Here is a 15,631-nt window from a genome sequence, read left to right as displayed (position 1 = left end):
CCTTCCCCATTTCCCCTTTCCCCCTTCCCCTTTCCCCCTTCCTCAGGAATTCCCATGCCTCCGCTGAACTCCGCGCCCCTCGCCCGTCGTTCCTTTCTCACTCTCGCGGGCGGTGCGCTTGTCTCCCTCTCCGCCTGCGCCCCGGCGACCCAGAACGCGGCCAGTGAGAAGCCCCTCGGTAAACTCCCGACGGGAGATCCGCCGCCCGGCACCAGACTCACCGTCGCGGTACGCACCGCGCGTCTTCAACTCGGCCCCGCGGGACTGACGAAGGAACTCAAGTTCAAGGTCCCCGAGTGGCCGAACCTCTCCGCGGGGCCGGACATCATCCAGGGTTTCCGCGCCCATTCCATCGACCTCGCCGGTAACGCCGGAATTCCGCCGATCCAGGCCGAGGCAATAGGCGTCGGGGCGAAGATCGTGGCCGTACAGGAACGCGACCACCCCCTCTACGTCTTCGCCACCGCGCCCGGCTCCGGCATCCGCGAGGTGAGCGGATTCCGGGGCAGGAAGATCGCCTTCTCGCAGGGGCAGGCCCAGGGCGTCGTGGTGCTGCGCGCCCTGAAGAAGGCCGGTATCGGCTACCAGGACGTCGAGTTGGTGCCGCTGCCGAGCACCCAGTTCCTCACCGCCCTGCAGTCGAAGCAGGTCGATGTGGCGCCGCTCAGCGAGCCGACCCTGACCAAGTACCTGAGCCAGTACGCGAAGGACGGCGCCCGCCCGGTCCGTACCGACGTCGTCGACCTGCTGTCCGTGCTGTGGGCACCCACCTCCGTACTGGAGGACGAGGCGAAGGCGGCGGCGGTGCGCAACTTCGTACCGCTGTGGGCCCGCGGCCAGGTCTGGGCCTGGGAGAACACCGACGAGTGGATCGACACCTACTACGTCAAGGACCAGGGCGTGACCCGCGCCGACGGCGAACGCATCGTCAAGTCGCTGCGCAAGCCCCGGTTCCCGGTCAGCTGGGACCGGGCGATCGCCTGGGAGCAGGAGACCGCCGACCTGCTCACCGAGGGCGGCTTCGTGCCCAGGACCGAGGTCACCGACCTCTTCGACCGCCGTTTCGAGGGCCTCGCCGCCAAGGCCGTCCCCGCCGCGTACCAGGAGACCCGATGAGCGAGACACTGTCCCGCGCCCGTACGGCCACCGCGCCGCCCGGCACGCCGGGAGCGCCGCCCCGCGAGAGGGCCGACCGGCCCGCGCCGACCGGGTCCGGCGCCGCCCCTGCCGAGTCCGCCCGCCAGGGGCACCGCCCCCGCCGCCTCGGCCCCGGGCGGGCCGTCCCCTTCGGGCGCCTGATCGGCCCGGTGCTCCTGGTCGCCGTCTGGTGGCTGTCCTCCGCGCTCGGCTACCTCGACCCGCGCATCCTGTCCGGCCCGGGCACCGTCCTGGCCACCGCCTCCGACCTGGTGTCCACCGGGCGGCTCCAGGACAACGCCCTGGTCTCCCTGCAACGGGCCGCCCTCGGGCTGCTCTTCGGCGTCCTCGCCGGGGTGCTGCTCGCCGTGGTGGCGGGGCTCAGCCGCAGCGGTGAGTACCTGGTCGACGGGCCGCTCCAGATCAAGCGGGCGATCCCCTCGCTGGCCCTGCTGCCGCTGCTGATCCTCTGGCTCGGCATCGGCGAGCAGATGAAGGTCACCGTCATCGCCCTCGGCGTCGCGGTCAACGTCTACATCAACACCTACGCGGCCCTCACCGGCATCGACGGCCGCCATGTCCAGCTCGCCGAGAGCCTGCGGCTGGGCCGCTGGACCTTCCTGCGCAAGGTCGTCGCGCCCGGCGCGCTGCCCGGCTTCTTCGTCGGACTGCGGCTCGGGGTGACCTCGGCCTTCCTCGGCCTGATCGTGGTCGAGCAGGTCAACGCCACCAGCGGCATCGGCTACATGATGTTTCAGGCCCAGCAGTACGCCCAGTCCGATGTGATCATCGTCGGCCTGGTCGCCTACGGCATCTTCGGCTACGCCTCCGACGCCCTCGTCCGCATCATCGAGAGGAGGGCCCTGTCGTGGCGACACACCCTGGCCCGCTGACCGCGGCGCCGCCCGCCATCCGCACCAGCCGCCTGGTCCGCCGCTTCGGTGAGCGAGAGGTGCTCCGGGAGATCGATCTGACCGTCGGGGCGGGGGAGTTCACCGCCCTCCTCGGGCGCAGCGGCTCCGGCAAGTCCACCCTGCTGCGGGCTCTGTCCGGGCTCGACCACGGGGTGCGGGGTTCGGGTGAACTCGCCGTACCCGAGCGGGTGTCGCTCTCCTTCCAGGACTCGCGGCTGCTGCCCTGGCTGCGGGTGCTCGACAATGTCGTCCTCGGTCTCGGCGGGCGCCGGGCCGAGGACCGTGGCCGGGAGGCCCTCGCCGAGGTCGGCCTCGCGGGCCGTGAACGCTCCTGGCCGCACGAGCTGTCCGGCGGCGAGCAGCAGCGCGCCGCGCTCGCCCGCGCCCTGGTCCGCGAGCCCGAACTCCTGCTGGCCGACGAGCCGTTCGGCGCCCTGGACGCCCTCACCCGGATCAAGATGCACGGGCTGCTGCGGGAGTTGTACGAACGCCACCGGCCCGCCGTGCTCCTGGTCACCCACGACGTCGACGAGGCGGTGGAACTCGCCGACCGGGTCCTGGTCCTGGAGGAGGGCCGGATCGCCGTCGACCTCGCCGTCGACCTGCCCACCCCGCGCAGCCGCCGCGCACCCCGCTTCCAGGAGTACCGCGACCGCCTGCTCACCGCGCTCGGCGTGCACCCCGAGCCCGTACCTTCGGAGAAGAACGATGCCTGAGCGCAAGCCGCTGCACCTGAACGCCTTCTTGATGTCGGTCGGCCACCACGAGGCGGCCTGGCGGCTGCCGCAGAGCCCGGCCTCCGGCGGCACCGACCTCGACCACTACACGAACCTCGCCCGGATCGCCGAACGCGGCAAGCTGGACTCGCTGTTCCTCGCCGACAGCCCCGTGCTGCAGGGCGACCCCGGGCGCCGCCCGGTCAGCAAGCTGGAACCGACCGTGCTGCTCACCGCGCTCGCCGGGGCCACCAGCCGCATCGGCCTCATCGCGACCGCCTCCACCAGCTACAACGAGCCCTACAACCTGGCCCGCCGCTTCGCCTCCCTCGACCATGTCTCGGGCGGCCGGGCGGGCTGGAACATCGTGACCACCGCCGGTGCCGACGCCGCCCGCAACTTCGGCCTCGACGACACCCCGCAGCACCACGCCCGCTATCTGCGCGCCGCCGAGTTCGTCGAGGTCGCCACCAAGCTCTGGGACACCTGGGCCGACGACGCGGTCCTCGCCGACAAGGAGAGCGGGGTCTTCGCCAGCGCCGAGCGGGTGCGCGCCATCCGGCACCAGGGCACGTACTTCCGGGTCGACGGACCGCTGAACGTGCGGCGCTCCCCGCAGGGCTACCCGCTGCTCGTCCAGGCCGGATCCAGCGAGGACGGCAAGGAGTTCGCGGCCCGCTACGCGGAGGCCGTCTTCACCGCGCAGCAGACCCTCGAGGAGGGCATCGCCTTCTACAAGGACGTCAAGCAGCGCGCCGAAGCCCTCGGCCGGAATCCCGAGGGCATCAAGATCCTGCCCGGGATCGTCCCCGTCATCGGCGAGACCGAGGCCGAGGCCCGCGAACTCGACGCGGAACTCGACCGGTTGATCGTCCCCGAGTACGCCAAGCGGCAGCTCGCCGAGCGGCTGCGGATCGCCCCCGAGGACCTCCACCTCGACGAGGAACTGCCCGAGGACATCCCCACCGAGGACGAGATCGAGGGCGCCAAGAGCCGCTACACCCTGGTCGTCGAACTCGCCCGCCGGGAGCGCCTGACCGTGCGCGAACTCATCGGCCGGCTCGGCGGCGGGCGCGGCCACCGCACCTTCGCGGGCACCGCCGAGCAGGTCGCCGACACCATCGAGCACTGGTACGACAGCGGCGCGGCGGACGGCTTCAACATCATGCCCGCCGTGCTGCCCTCGGGGCTGGAGGTCTTCGTCGACCGGGTGGTGCCGATCCTCCAGGAGCGCGGACTCTTCCGCACCGAGTACGAGGGCAGCACCCTGCGCGAGCACTACGGGCTGCCGCGCCCGGCCAACCGGCTCTTCGAGGACGTCGACCGCAGCGAGGGCCACCTCGGCATCGGCCTGGCGGCGGCCACCTGAACCTCGGTACGCCCGGCAGGCGGAACCCGGCCGCCGCCACCCGCGCGGCGGCGGCCGGGGACCGGCTCGGCCGGGCCCCCGCGGCTCCCGGACCCGCACCCGCGGCCGGGGGACAGCCACCCCGCGCCTCCCCCCGCCAAGTCCCCTCTCACCACCAGGAGTTCACGATGACCGCCTACCGCCCCCTCGGACGCACCGGCGTCCAGGTCAGCCCCCTGTGCCTGGGGACGATGATGTTCGGCGCCCGGGGCAACCGGGACCACCAGGACAGCGTGCGCGTCATCCGGCGCGCCCTGGACGCGGGCATCAACTTCGTCGACACCGCCGACGTCTACTCGGCCGGGGAGTCCGAGACCATCGTCGGCAAGGCGCTCGCCGGAGGCCGCCGGGACCACGTCGTGCTGGCCACCAAGTTCCACGGCGCGCTCGGCGAGGACGTCAACGAGCGCGGGAACTCCCGGCGTTGGATCATCCGGGAGGTGGAGAACAGCCTGCGCCGCCTCGGCACCGACTGGATCGACCTCTACCAGGTGCACCGGCCCGAGCCCGGCACCGACTTCGACGAGACCCTGGGCGCCCTGTCCGACCTGGTCCACCAGGGCAAGATCCGCTACATCGGCAGCTCCACCTTCGAACCCTCCGCGATCGTCGAGGGCCAGTGGATCGCCGAACGCCGGGGCCGGGAACGCGTGGTGACCGAGCAGCCCCCGTACTCGCTGCTCGCCCGCGGCATCGAACGCGAGGTGCTGCCCCTCGCCCAGCGCTACGGACTCGGCGTACTGACCTGGAGCCCGCTGGCCGGCGGCTGGCTCTCCGGACGCTTCCGCAAGGACGCCGCACAGCCCCGGGTCACCCGCGCCGACCGCCAGCCGGAGCGCTTCGACGTGAGCGCGGCGGAGAACCGGGCCAAGCTGGAGGCGGCGGAAGCCCTCGCCCAGCTCGCCGAGAAGGCCGGGCTCACCCTGGTGCAGCTCGCCCTGGCCTTCGTCCTCGAACACCCGGCGGTCACCTCGGCCATCATCGGTCCGCGCACCTTCGAGCAGCTCGAAAGCCAGCTCGGCGCCGACGCCCTCACCCTCGGCCCGGAGATCCTCGACGCGATCGACGCCATCGTGCCGCCGGGCACCAACCTCTCGGCCCGGGACGCCGGTTACCGGCCCCCGGTGCTCGACGAGCCCGCGCTGCGGCGGCGTTCACACGGCTGAGCGGTTCGCCTCGGGGGCGTGCTCCCCGGGCGGCGCGGGACCGCGCCGCCCGGGGAACGCCGTCGTCTCAGGCCCGCAGCCAGAAGCCCGCGCACTCCAGCCAGAGGTCGAGCAGCCCCGCGTCGCCGCGGACCTCGACCCCCTCGTCCGCGGCGGTGCGCCGCCGGTACAGAAGCAGCGCCAGATCGGCCACCGGGGCGGTCACGGTGACGGCGGCCTCCCGCGCGGAGTCCTCCGCTACGGGGTGGCAGCGGACGGCCTGCCCGGTGAGGTCGACCAGCCACCGGACCGGGGTACGGGTACCGGTTCCGTGGAAGTACAGCCGGCGGCCGGGCCCCAGCAGGGGCGGCAGGCCGGGCTGGGGTTCGAGGACCTCCGGCACGGTGCCGAAGCCCATCCACTCCTCCACCGCGTCGGCGGCCAGCTCCTCGTCCAGGGTGAACTCCACGCCGAGCGCCCCGCAGGCGTCGGCCCGGTGCACCACCGTCTCGTACAGCATCCGGCGGGCCCAGAAGTCGGTGGTGCCCTCCGGCCCGGGGCTCCACACGGGTGTTCCGGGCCCGGCGTCGCGCAGCGCCTCGGCCAGCCCGGCCGCGCCCTCGGCGAGCCAGGCGTCCAGCTTGCCGGGGTCGGCCTCGGTGTACGCGGAGACGTCGTTGACCAGGTCCTCCGAGACCGGCTCGGTGGTCCGGCTGCGGACGACGGACCCGGCCCAGTGGTGCGCCCCGCCGACATGGCCGAGGAGCTGGCCGAGGTGCCAGCCGGGGCAGGTGGGAACCGGCACCCGCAGGTCCGCCCCCTGCGCGTGGGAGCGCAACAGGCCGGTCTGCACGCCGAGTTCGGCGAGGCGGCGGTCGTAGCTCAGCACAGTCATGACGTGATCGTAGTCCGGCGGGCGCGGGCGCCCGGGCCCGCGGGGATCAGCGCGGGATCGGCGGCGAGGCGGCGGCCACCAGCCGGGCGCGGGGGTCCTCGGGTTCGGTGATCGGGAGCGTCTTCACGGACAGCGGGCGCGGCAGGTCGAAGACGACCGTCTGGGCGTGCAGCCGGGCGTCCGCGCCGAGTTCGGGCCGGGCCGGGTGGTCGAGGAGTTCGCGTAGCGGCGCCGGGACCGCGACCACGGTGGGCCGCGACCAGGTCAGCGGGCAGTGCGCGCGGTCCCCATAGAGGCTGCGCAGGTCGGCGCTGCCGAAGGCGCCGGTGGCGTGCACGACCCGGCGGGGATCCACGGCGCCATGCCCGGCGGCAGCATCCAGGTGTCCGCACCGGCGCGCAGGGACAGCAATCCGCTGCGCGGCCAGGCCAGTTGATGGGCGGGATGCTTCCGGGCGCGCCGCCCCTGAACCGGCGGATCTCTCGCGCGGGTGGGCGGCCGGGCGGGGGAAACGCCCTCGCGGGGCCGACCGGGCAGGGCCTGCCGAGGAGTCCCGTTTATCCAAGAGGCCTTCTGGGTAAAGGAGTTGCCGCCTTTTCTCCCGGCGGCTCCGAATGGTTCTCGCGGTCGCTATCGGTGACACGGGCGATGCCGACTGTGAACCGCGCGTACCAGTGACGGATACGTAAAGGCCGTGCGTTATTGCCCCGATTTTCACCGTCTTTGGCTCGGCTGCCGGGGTGCGGGTGTGCGCCCCTTTCGGGGCTTCGCGGAAGGGGCTCGCCGGGCCGGCGGCCGTCCCGCGCCATTGTCATTTCCCGCGCATGATCGTGCTGCCCCTGGCCCCCGCGGGGGGTAATTCCGGCCGCCCGGGGGAAAATACTTTCCAGTTGAGTTGTCCGTTTCGCGTCCATCGCCTGTCCTGAAGCGGACCAGGTGGGGACCTGAAATGAATACTGCTCATCTTTCCCCCGGGGTGCCGTCGCCCCGGGTCCCCGGGTGCCCGGACCGCGTCTGTAGTGCGCAGACAGGCGTGACGGGGCGGCTCCGCGCGGAGGCTGGCCGGCCCGAGGCCGGGTGTGTGGGCCGGGAGCGGCTGCCGCGCCGCGGGTCCCCGGGATCAAGTGGTCCGATTTGACTGGGAACCGATGGGTCGACTTATCGGAATCCACTGAATAGTATGCCCAACGGCTTTTGGCCACCGAACAGTTGTCCATACTCCGTGCTCACTGCGCACTTCCCGGAGTTGGTTTCATGGTGGTCCTGTGTTCACCGTGATGTGTGAGCACAGGTCATTAACAACGCCGAGGTTCAAGGGGGGAACTCGTCGATGCGGTGCCGAACTGGGCGGTATCAGGGCGGAAGGAATCACTCCGGTGAATCCTTTTCCGGGAGTTCCGCCGGGGACCTGCCCGGCGGCCGGGTGCCGGTTCACGGCCTTGTGCCCCTCGGTGGCTGTCGCTGTTCCGCGTGGAGACATGACACGGAGTGCCGCCCATGCGGTTCCAGCTGCTAGGCCCGCTCAGCATCGCCAACGGTGACGAGACCGCCGTACTGAAGCCCTCCAAGCCCACCAGCCTGCTCGCGGCCCTGCTCCTGCACCCCAACTCGGTGGTGTCCACCGGCTATCTGCTGCGCGCCCTGTGGGACGAGGAGCAGCCCGCGACCGCACGGGCCGCGCTGCAGACCTGTGTGCTGCGGCTGCGGCGCATCTTCGCCAAGTACGGCATCGACGGCGCCACCATCGAGTCGGTGCCCGGCGGCTACCGCATGCACGCCAGCGACCGGACCCTCGACCTGGTCCGCTTCCGCGCCCTGGCCGACACACCCGCCGGGGAGGACGCCGAGGGCGAGCTGTACCGGCTCAAGGAGGCCCTCGCGCTCTGGCACGGGCCGCTGCTGGCCAATGTCGCCTCCCGGATGCTGCACCGCGACGCGCTGCCCGGCCTGGTCGAGGAGCGCCTGGGCGTCCTGGAGCGGGTCTGCGACCTCGAACTCGCCGCGGGCCAGTGCCGGCAGGTCCTGGTGGACCTCTGGGACACCGTCCGCGACCACCCCGGACGCGAACGTTTCGCCGAGCAGCTGATCGAGGCCCTCTACCGCACCGGCCGGCAGGCGGAGGCGCTCGCCGAGTACCGCGCCGTCAAGGAGCGGCTCCACGACGAGCTGGGCATCGACCCCGGCCCCGGGCTCCAGCGCCTGGAGCTCGCCATCCTGCGCGCCGAGGACCTCGGCCCGCTCAGCCCCGCACCCCGCGCCGCCCTGCCTGCCCAGGGTCGCCCCCAACTCACCGCCGCCGGAGCCCCGTTGACCGCCCTCGTCGGCGCCCCCGAGGAGCCCGCGCCGACCGGGCCCGCCCGCGTCGCGGTGACCGCCACCGCCCTCGCCGTGCAGGCGCCCCGGACGGTCACCGCCGAGGTCCCGGCCGCGCCCGCGCCCCGGGCCGTGCCCGGCTTCACCGGACGCGTGCGCGAGCGCGCGGAGCTGGCGCGGCGGCTGCTCGCCGACGGTGGCGAAGGCGCCCTGGTCGTCGTCTCCGGGGCACCCGGCATCGGCAAGACCGCCCTCGCCCTGCAGACCGCTCACGAGGTACGGGACTCCTTCCCCGGCGGCGTCACCGTGGTGACCATGTCCCGGCCGGACGGCTCCGTGCTCACCAGCGAGGAGGCCGCCGCCCGCCTGCGGCCCGCCGAACCGGACGCGGGCCGCCGCCTGCTCGTCCTGGACGACGTGGCCAGCGGCTGGCAGGTGCGCCCGCTGCTGCCCGCCCCCGAGGGCGCGGCGGTGCTGCTCACCAGCCGCCGCGGACTCGCCGCGGTGGTCGCCACCCACGGCGGCGCCGTGCACCGGCTGGACGTGCTGCCCGCCGCGGACTCCCGGAGCCTGCTCGCCGCACTCCTCGGCGAGGAGCGCACCGCCGCCGAGCCCCGCGCCACCGCCGAACTCGCCGAGCTGTGCGGGCACTTCCCGCTGGCCCTGCGCATCGCGGCGGCGCGCCTGCTCACCCGCCCCGGACTGACCGTCGAGGCCTGCCTGGACTGGCTCGCCGGGAACCCGCCCGCCCGCCTCACCCTCGCCGAGGACCCGCGGCTCTCGGTGCCCGCCGTGCTCGGGCAGGCGCTGGACGCCCTGGACCCCGAGGCCGGTGCCGCCTTCCTGCACCTGGGCGCGGAGGCGGACGGCGGCATCGTGCACCCGGCGGACGTACCGGAGCGCTTCGGCGACGCCGAGACCGTACTGGAGCAGCTCGCCGAGGCCGGACTCCTCGAAGACGGCCCGCCCGGTCCTTACCGCATGCATTCTTTCCTTCAGCTCTACGCGCGTTGGCATCACCGTACGAAGTCAGCGGAGCCCGCCGCCGTACCGCACTGAAGCGGGAGGAGCCGCCGGCCGCGCCCCGGTCCCCGTACCGTCCGCCGCCCGGCCCCGCCCTACCGCACCGCTCGCCCGAACCGCTCCGATTCCGCAAACAGGGGTGTCCACTCATGGCCTCAGCCAGCTACGAAGCCGTCGCCGCGACCCGGCCGCGCATCCGCCGGGACGTGCTCTTCACCGAGACACCGGAGGGCGTGCTCTTCCACAACGCCGACGGCGGCTTCCGGCTCAACGCGAAGTCCGCCTACCGCTTCGCCACCCTCATCGTCCCGCATCTGACCGGCGAGAACTCCGTCGCCCAGCTCTGCGAAGGACTGGGCGAGGCACAGCGTGCCATGGTCGGCGAACTCGTCCGGACGCTCTACGACCGGGACTTCGCCCGGGACGTCCCCGCCCCGGACCCGGACGCGGCTCGGACCCCGCTGTCCGCGGACGTGGCCCGCCGCTACGGCCCGCAGATCGCCTACGCCGACCACTACGCCGACGACGCCGAGGCCCGCTTCGCCCGCTTCCGGGACACCCGGGTCGCCGTGCTCGGGCAGGACCTGGTCGCCGAGTGGGCGGTGCGCAGCCTGGTCCGCAACGGCTGCGCCGCCATCGGCACCGAAGCCGGTCTCGACCTCGCCGCGGCCGAGGCCGACGCCGCCGAGGCGCAGGCCGACGGCTGCCCCGTACAGCTCGTGGCGCTGCCCGGTGAGGGCGCCGCGCACCCCGCCTCCTGGGCCGGACTCGACGGCTGGGACGTCGTCCTGGTCACCGGGGAGACCGCGCCCGCCCGGATCGCCGCCCTGCTGCGGGCCGGGGTGCCCGAGGGGCGGCGGCTCCTCGCCGCCTGGTCCTTCGGCAAGGACACCGTGGTCGGCCCGCTGATGAGCCACGGCTCGACGGGCTGCTGGTCCTGCGCGGCCCTCCGGCTCGGCTCCAACGGCGACCGGGGCGCTGCCGCCGACCTGTGGAGCGCCCTGGCCGTCCCCGGCAGCGCGCCGCACGGTGCCGTGCCCGGCCGCCCGCTCGCCGCGATGACCGGCAACCTCCTCGGCTACGAGGTCTTCCGGCTCACCTCGGGCGCCCTGCCGCCGGAGACCGAGGGCCGGCTCGTCGTCCAGGACACCGAGTCCCTGGACGTCACCGCCGAGCCGCTGCTGCCGCACCCGCGCTGCCCGTACTGCGCCGAACCGGAGCCGGTGCCCGCCGCCGACCTCACCACCGCGGACGCCGCGAGCGGCCCCGCGCTGCCCACCCTGGAGACCGCCCGGGAGGCCGAGGAACTCGTCGAGGAGCTGAACTCCCGTACCGTGCTCGTGCGTTCGAGGGCCGGGGTCTTCAAGCGCTTCGCCGACGAACCGCTCACCCAGATCCCGCTGAAGACCGGCGCCGTCGAACTCGGCCTGGGACACGGGCCGAGCCGCACCGTCGCCGCCTTCGACATCCACCACGTCGCCGGGGCCCGGCTGCGCGCCCTGGACGCCGCGGCCCGCGTCTACGCCGAACACGTGGTCCCGGCCCGGGACGTGGTCGACGCCGCCGAGGCGGGCACCCGGGTCGAACCCGGCTCCCTGGTGCTGGCCAGCGGACTCACCACCGGCGGCCCGGTGCGCCACCTGCCCGCGGTCTCGCTGGTCACCAAGGAGCCCGCGCTGGTCCCCGCGGGCGCGGTGCGCCCCTTCGGCCCCGACAACGAGGACCGCCGCTTCGAGCGCAGCTCCGCGGGCACCGGCGCGGGCCAGGACCCGGCCGAGGCCGCCGTGCGCGGGCTGCTCTCCGCGCTCGGCCACGACGCCCTGCTGCGCGCCGTCCGGGGCGCCGCCGCCTCCCGGGTCCCGCTGCCCGCGCCGGACGCCGTCGACGAACCGGACGGCCGGGACGCCGAACTGCTCTTCCTGGTCCGCTCCGCCGCCCGGCTCGGCATCGAGGCCGAACTGCTCGACCTCGGCGAGGAGGACCGCAGCGGAGTGAGCGTGCTGCTCGCCCGGCACGGCGAGCACTGGGCCCTCGGCAGCGAAAGCGACCGGCGCACCGCGGCCGTCGCCGCCCTGCGCGAGCTGCTCGGCGCCGTCCAGTACGCGGCCGACGAGGCGGGCGGTCCGGTCGACACCGGCGACCCGCTGCTGCGCGACTTCGACGCCCGCACCCTCACCGTCTCGGGCACCGCCCCCGAGGCGGACCGGGGCACCCCCCTCGCCTGGACCGAGGTCCTGGACCGGCTGCGCGCCGCGGGCCGGGACGCCTACGCCGCCGCCACCGGCTCCGCCGACCTGCGCGCGGCGGGCATCCACACCGTACGGGTGCTGCTCGGCGCGGAAGCCGCCCGGTGAGCGCGCCCACCCTCAGGAGCGCCCCGCCGGGCCCGGCCCGGCTGGGCGAGCTGGGCGACTTCACCGCCCGACTCGACCGCGCGCTACGGGACTTCGGCGGCCCGGCGGTCCGCCTCGCCGCGCTCGGCTTCACCGACGCCTTCCAGGAGGACGCGGAGGGGGACTCCGGGAACGCTGCCACGGGCGGCTCCGGAGCCGCCCGCCCGGACGCCTCCGGTGCGGACCGCGAAGGCGCCGCCCGCACCGGGGACGCGCTCCTCCTCGGCGGCCCGGTCACCGGATCGGCGCCGCTGCCGGTCTGGCTCTACGGGCGCCACGCGGTGCTCGGCCCGGTCACCGCCGAGGGCGCGCCCGGCTGCGCCCGCTGCCTGGAACGCCGGTGGCAGGCGGTGCGCTCGGTCGCCCTGCGCGACGCCCTGGAACTGGGCGGCGGCACCCGTACCGCGGGGTCCTGGCCCTTCGCCACGGCGCTGGTCGCCGACACCCTCGCGGCCCTCGCCTGCGCGGTCGCCCAAGTCCCGCCGCCCGAGGGCCCGTTCGCGGAGATCCGGCTGCTCGACCTGGCCTCGCTCGCGGTGCGCCGCTATCCGTTGGTGCCCGACCCCGAGTGCCCGCGCTGCGGCGTCCGGGAGCAGGACACCGCCGAGGCGGCCCGGCCCCCGGGCGAGCCCTCGCCCAAGCACCGGACCGGCACCTTCCGCACCCGTGCCCTGGAGTCGTACCGACTGCCGGTGGCGGCCTTCGCCAACCCGGTCTGCGGGGCGCTCGGGCCCTCCCTGGTGCAGGACGTCTCCTCCACCTCCACCTCGGCCACCATCGGCTGCTTCTCGATGCGCTCCGGCGAGTACCTGCGGGAGACCTTCTGGGGCGGGCACACCAACTCCTTCACCCGCAGCGCCCGCGTCGGCGTCCTCGAAGGGCTGGAACGCTACGCGGGGATGCGCGCGCGTGGGCGCGCCCTCACCGTCCGCGGCAGCCTGAACGAGCACCGCGCGCAGGCCGTGGACCCGCGCCAAGTCGGCCTGTACGCCCCGGAGTTCTACCGGGACAACCCGCGGGTGCGCCCCTTCGACCCGGACCGGGAGATCCCCTGGGTGTGGGGCTGGTCGCTGCGCGACAATGAACCCCGCCTGGTGCCCGAGATCCTGACGTACTATCACGCGCCGGGCCTGGAGAACCGGTTCGTGCAGGAGAGCTCCAACGGCTGCGCCTCCGGCGGCAGTTGGGCCGAGGCCGCCTACTTCGGCCTGATGGAGGTCGTGGAGCGGGACGCCTTCCTGCTCACCTGGTACGGGCAGCAGCCGCTGCCGGAGATCGACCCGGCGAGCAGCACCAGGCCCGCCACCCGCGCCATGGTCGACCGGCTCGCCATGTACGGCTACCGGGCCCGCTTCTTCGACACCCGGATCTCCTTCCCGGTGCCGGTGGTGACCGCCGTCGCCGAACGCTTCGACGGCGGCCCGGGCCGGATGTGCTTCGGCGCCGGAGCCGGGCTCGACCCCGAGTCCGCCCTCGACTCCGCGCTCTGCGAGATCGCCACCGACGCGGTGAACCTCCAGGACCGCACGGTGCGCGACGAGGACCGGCTGCGCGCCATGGCCGCCGACTTCGACCAGGTCACCGCCCTGCACGACCACCCGCTCGTCTACGGCGTCCCGGAGATGGGCCGGTACGCCGACTTCCTGCTCCGCGCCCCCGGCGCCGCACCGGACCCGCGCCCGCTCGCCGACCTCGCCTGGCCGGACGCGCAGGGCCGCGAGGCCGCACCGGACCTGGGCGAGGACCTGGCCCGCTGCGTCGGCGCGGTGGCCGAGCGGGGCTTCGACGTGGTGGTCGTCGACCAGAGCCTGCCCGAACAGCGGCGGCTCGGCCTGCACACCGTCTCGGTGCTCGTACCGGGGCTGCTCCCGATCGACTTCGGCTGGTCCCGGCAGCGGGCCCGCACCATGCCCCGGATGCGTACCGCCCTGCACGAGGCGGGCCTGCGGGACCGGGAGCTGCTGCCCGAGGACCTCAACCCCGCACCGCACCCCTTCCCCTGACCGCCCGCCGGTCGTGCCCCGCAGAGCCCCAGAGAGCCGCAGAGAGGAGGACCCCATGGGTGTTGCCCATGAGTACGCCAAGGACATCATGTGGCGCAGCCGGGTCCCGATGGAGCCCGTCGACTTCGTGCCGAACTGGGCGGACCGCCCCCGCAAGAACAAGTTCTATCCCGGGACCGAGACCTTCCCGCTGCCCCAGAGCCCGGCCGAGGCGGCGCAGGCGGACATCGCCGCCGGCTGCCTGCCCGGGCCCGGGCAAGCCGCGGACGGCGCCGCCTTCACCCTGCCGCTGCTCGCGGGCATGCTCCAGGACTCCTACGGGCTCGTCGACCGCCGGCTCGGCGTGCAGGCCAACACGGACCTCGCCGGGCTGCCGCACGCGACCCACGCCAACTTCTCCCGGGGCACGGCCTCCGGCGGCGGCCTCTACCCGGTCAGCGTCTACTGGGCCGCGGGCCCCAGCGGGCCGCTGACGCCCGGCCTGTACCACTACTCCCCGTCCCAGCACGCGGTGAACAGGCTCCTCACCGGCGAGGTGACCGGCGAGGTCAGGGCCGCCCTCGGGGAGGGCGCCGAGGGCGCCGACACCGACCAGTTCCTCATCCTCGGCATCAAGTACTGGCAGAACGCCTTCAAGTACAACAACTTCTCCTTCCACGTGGTCAGCATGGACCTCGGCACCGTGGTGCAGACCTGGCGGATGTGGGCACGGCCGCTGGGCCTGCGCATCGCGCCCGCGCTCTGGTTCGACGAGGAGCGCCTGTCCCGGCTGCTCGGGGTGGACCGCCCCGAGAACCCGGCGGACGAGGCCGAGGAGGGCATCTTCGCGGTCGTGCCGCTGTCCTGGGAGGGCTCCCGGCCGCCCGGCCCCGCGCCGAGCCCGGCCCCGGTCGTGCGGCACCGGGACGTCACGGCCTCCCGCACCCTGCTCTCCTTCGACACCCTGCAGAAGGTCCACCGGGCCACCGCCGAGCACGCCACCGAGCGCCCGGCCCCGGGCACCCTGGCGTCGGCCGCCGGGGCCCTGCCCGTCCGGGGCGAGGGACAACTCGCGCTGCCCGCGCCCGAGTTGCCGAAGGCCTCGGTCTCCGAGGTGCTGCGCAGACGGCGCAGCAGCTTCGGCCGCTTCGACGCCCGCCGCCCCCTGACGGCGGTCCAGCTCGCCTCCACCCTCGCCGCCTGCGCCGCCACCTCGCTCGGCAGCGACGCCGAGGAACCCGGCGGCACCGCCCTGACCCGGCTCTACGCCTTCGTCAACCACGTCGAGGGCCTGAAGCCCGGCGCCTACGCCTACGATCCCGAGGCCCACGCGCTCAGGCTGGTGACCCCCGGCTCCTCGGGCGCCTTCCTCCAGCGCAACTACTTCCTCTCCAACTACAACCTGGAACAGGCGGGCGCCGTCCTGGTGCCCACGGTCCGCACCACCGCCGTCCTCGACGCGGTCGGCGACCGGGGATACCGGCTGGTCGCCGGCACCGTCGGTGCCGTCTCGCAGACCTTCTACACCGCGGCCTCCGCGCTCGGCCTCGGTGCGGGCGTCGCCCTCGGCTTCGACAACATCTCCTACGTCGAGGAACTCGGGCTCCAGGACGGGGACGAGGCCCCGCTGCTGATCATGCTGCTCGGCAACGAACGGCCCCGGCCCGCCGAATTCCGCCACGAAATCGCCTGAGAGGAACGAAAG

The 15,631-nt window shown here is 74.1% G+C and carries 11 protein-coding genes; 9 read left to right on the top strand and 2 right to left on the bottom strand.

Features of this window, described 5'->3' with window-relative positions:
• Window positions 1–54 precede the first annotated feature (54 nt).
• From HFV08_RS24275 to HFV08_RS24255, 5 genes are all read left to right on the top strand, one after another.
• Window positions 55–1,116 carry an ABC transporter substrate-binding protein gene (locus tag HFV08_RS24275; RefSeq protein ID WP_168542438.1) on the top strand — a complete coding sequence of 354 codons (1,062 nt, stop codon included), beginning with the start codon at window positions 55–57 and terminating at the stop codon, window positions 1,114–1,116.
• Window positions 1,113–2,030, top strand: coding sequence for an ABC transporter permease (locus tag HFV08_RS24270; protein ID WP_168542436.1), 918 nt, complete (start codon window positions 1,113–1,115; stop codon window positions 2,028–2,030). The genes HFV08_RS24275 and HFV08_RS24270 overlap by 4 nt, the downstream gene beginning before the upstream one ends.
• The gene (locus tag HFV08_RS24265; RefSeq protein ID WP_168542434.1) at window positions 2,006–2,767 is read left to right on the top strand and encodes an ABC transporter ATP-binding protein; all 762 of its coding nucleotides are present in this window, start codon (window positions 2,006–2,008) and stop codon (window positions 2,765–2,767) included. The genes HFV08_RS24270 and HFV08_RS24265 overlap by 25 nt, the downstream gene beginning before the upstream one ends.
• Window positions 2,760–4,136 carry an LLM class flavin-dependent oxidoreductase gene (locus tag HFV08_RS24260; protein ID WP_168542432.1) on the top strand — a complete coding sequence of 459 codons (1,377 nt, stop codon included), beginning with the start codon at window positions 2,760–2,762 and terminating at the stop codon, window positions 4,134–4,136. The genes HFV08_RS24265 and HFV08_RS24260 overlap by 8 nt, the downstream gene beginning before the upstream one ends.
• Before the next feature lie 167 nt (window positions 4,137–4,303).
• Window positions 4,304–5,341 (top strand): aldo/keto reductase, encoded by a 1,038-nt coding sequence (locus HFV08_RS24255; protein WP_168542430.1) that lies wholly within the window; start codon window positions 4,304–4,306, stop codon window positions 5,339–5,341.
• A 67-nt stretch (window positions 5,342–5,408) separates the two neighbouring features.
• Here the strand turns inward: HFV08_RS24255 and HFV08_RS24250 are convergent, their stop codons facing one another.
• Window positions 5,409–6,215: a maleylpyruvate isomerase family mycothiol-dependent enzyme gene (locus tag HFV08_RS24250; protein WP_168542428.1), complete on the bottom strand. Its 807-nt coding sequence runs from the start codon at window positions 6,213–6,215 to the stop codon at window positions 5,409–5,411.
• A 46-nt stretch (window positions 6,216–6,261) separates the two neighbouring features.
• Complete coding sequence (locus tag HFV08_RS24245; protein WP_168542426.1) at window positions 6,262–6,552, bottom strand: cupin domain-containing protein; 291 nt, start codon at window positions 6,550–6,552, stop codon at window positions 6,262–6,264.
• Window positions 6,553–7,712: 1,160 nt separating this feature from the next.
• Between HFV08_RS24245 and HFV08_RS24240 the strand changes: the two genes are divergently transcribed.
• The 4 genes from HFV08_RS24240 to HFV08_RS24225 all read left to right on the top strand — a co-directional run bounded on the left by HFV08_RS24240 (window position 7,713) and on the right by HFV08_RS24225 (window position 15,619).
• A complete protein-coding gene (locus HFV08_RS24240) occupies window positions 7,713–9,587 on the top strand; it encodes an AfsR/SARP family transcriptional regulator (protein ID WP_168542424.1) in 1,875 nt (624 codons plus the stop codon).
• A 113-nt stretch (window positions 9,588–9,700) separates the two neighbouring features.
• Window positions 9,701–11,905, top strand: coding sequence for a TOMM precursor leader peptide-binding protein (locus tag HFV08_RS24235; protein WP_168542422.1), 2,205 nt, complete (start codon window positions 9,701–9,703; stop codon window positions 11,903–11,905).
• Entirely contained in the window at window positions 11,902–13,947 is a 2,046-nt protein-coding gene (locus tag HFV08_RS24230) for a TOMM precursor leader peptide-binding protein (RefSeq protein WP_312885805.1), read from the top strand. Before HFV08_RS24235 ends, HFV08_RS24230 begins: the two co-directional genes overlap by 4 nt.
• A gap of 55 nt (window positions 13,948–14,002) precedes the next feature.
• Complete coding sequence (locus tag HFV08_RS24225; protein ID WP_168542420.1) at window positions 14,003–15,619, top strand: SagB family peptide dehydrogenase; 1,617 nt, start codon at window positions 14,003–14,005, stop codon at window positions 15,617–15,619.
• The last annotated feature ends 12 nt before the right edge of the window (window positions 15,620–15,631 follow it).

The sequence above is a fragment of the Streptomyces physcomitrii genome, from assembly GCF_012273655.1.
GTDB classification, from domain to species: domain Bacteria; phylum Actinomycetota; class Actinomycetes; order Streptomycetales; family Streptomycetaceae; genus Streptomyces; species Streptomyces physcomitrii.
This window is presented reverse-complemented; position numbering and strand designations above follow the sequence as displayed.

What these genes read in the sequence shown, in the direction of transcription:
- HFV08_RS24255 (WP_168542430.1), top strand. Translation starts at nt 4,304, where the DNA reads ATGACCGCCTACCGCCCCCTCGGACGCACCGGCGTCCAGGTCAGCCCC.
- HFV08_RS24275 (WP_168542438.1), top strand. Translation starts at nt 55, where the DNA reads ATGCCTCCGCTGAACTCCGCGCCCCTCGCCCGTCGTTCCTTTCTCACT.
- HFV08_RS24260 (WP_168542432.1), top strand. Translation starts at nt 2,760, where the DNA reads ATGCCTGAGCGCAAGCCGCTGCACCTGAACGCCTTCTTGATGTCGGTC.
- HFV08_RS24225 (WP_168542420.1), top strand. Translation starts at nt 14,003, where the DNA reads ATGGGTGTTGCCCATGAGTACGCCAAGGACATCATGTGGCGCAGCCGG.
- HFV08_RS24270 (WP_168542436.1), top strand. Translation starts at nt 1,113, where the DNA reads ATGAGCGAGACACTGTCCCGCGCCCGTACGGCCACCGCGCCGCCCGGC.
- HFV08_RS24235 (WP_168542422.1), top strand. Translation starts at nt 9,701, where the DNA reads ATGGCCTCAGCCAGCTACGAAGCCGTCGCCGCGACCCGGCCGCGCATC.
- HFV08_RS24250 (WP_168542428.1), bottom strand. Translation starts at nt 6,215, where the DNA reads ATGACTGTGCTGAGCTACGACCGCCGCCTCGCCGAACTCGGCGTGCAG.
- HFV08_RS24240 (WP_168542424.1), top strand. Translation starts at nt 7,713, where the DNA reads ATGCGGTTCCAGCTGCTAGGCCCGCTCAGCATCGCCAACGGTGACGAG.